The sequence below is a fragment of the Corynebacterium sp. MSK122 genome, assembly GCF_030229435.2.
GTDB lineage: Bacteria > Actinomycetota > Actinomycetes > Mycobacteriales > Mycobacteriaceae > Corynebacterium > Corynebacterium marquesiae.
Genome location: NZ_JASPHV020000062.1, coordinates 1 through 884, shown reverse-complemented (window position 1 = coordinate 884; position 884 = coordinate 1). Strand labels below are relative to the sequence as shown.

Annotated in this window: 1 protein-coding gene and 1 pseudogene; one reads left to right on the top strand and one right to left on the bottom strand. The window is 54.6% G+C overall.

The features are described 5' to 3' along the window. Positions 1-124: 124 nt before the first annotated feature. A pseudogene (locus tag QP934_RS11450) lies at positions 125-505 on the top strand (IS1249 family transposase); the annotation flags it as partial. A 116-nt stretch (positions 506-621) separates the two neighbouring features. On the opposite strand, the gene QP934_RS11445 reads toward QP934_RS11450, so the two are convergent. Further along, on the bottom strand, positions 622-884 hold a 263-nt coding region (locus tag QP934_RS11445; protein WP_419127585.1), incomplete at its 5' end, for a transposase.

The following is an 884-nucleotide window of genomic DNA, read 5'->3' as shown; positions in this document are numbered from 1 at the left end:
AGGCTTCACCAAAGCTTGGGATACCGAACCCCGGTCGAAGTGGAAACCGAATTTTGGGACCAGCACCCGCCGCAAGCAATAATAGAAATCAAGGCAAATGCCTAGGAACAAAACCCGGGGCACTTCAGACCTGCTGTTTACCTACCTGCAACCCCCACCAACAACCATCGACCCCGACAACCTTGCAGCAACAACAAACAGCCTCGAAGGTGGCATCAACGCCCCCATAAAAGAACTAGCCCGCAGACACCGCGGACTATCACTACCGCATCAACGCACAGTGATGGATTGGTGGCTGTATCTACATACAGAAGTCCCTGACGATCCGGTCAAGATCGCCAGGGACCAACGATGGGGTCAAGACGCACTTTCCACAGCAACAGACCTGATCACCCACAACACCACAGCCACTACCAATGACATCGGTGCACCAGCAGAATACGACACCGCCATCGACACCAGCTACCAACACAACCTCGGCATCCAAAAAGGCTGGATCAAATAACCGCAACACGCCCGGAAAAGGTCAAGTCCTGGGTAGTGGTGTATCTGTTTTCGAATCTGGGGTTAGTTTCATGGCGGTGGTTTAGGGGCCATCTCGGGGATAAGGGGTGAGGGTATTCACGCGGCGATCTCCTGGTTGTTGTCGCGGTCCTCGTCGATGACCCCAGCGGCGATGATCTCTTTGGTCTGTGCCAGGCTGGTCAGTGACATATAACGCTTCTGTTGGATCCAGTCATCGTGCTGTTCGGCCAACACCGCCCCAACAAGGCGCACAACAGCGTCTCGGTTTGGGAAGATTCCTACGACATCGGTACGCCGGCGGATCTCCCTATTGAGCCGTTCAGTGGGGTTATTCGACCAGATTTTGGTCCACACCGCTC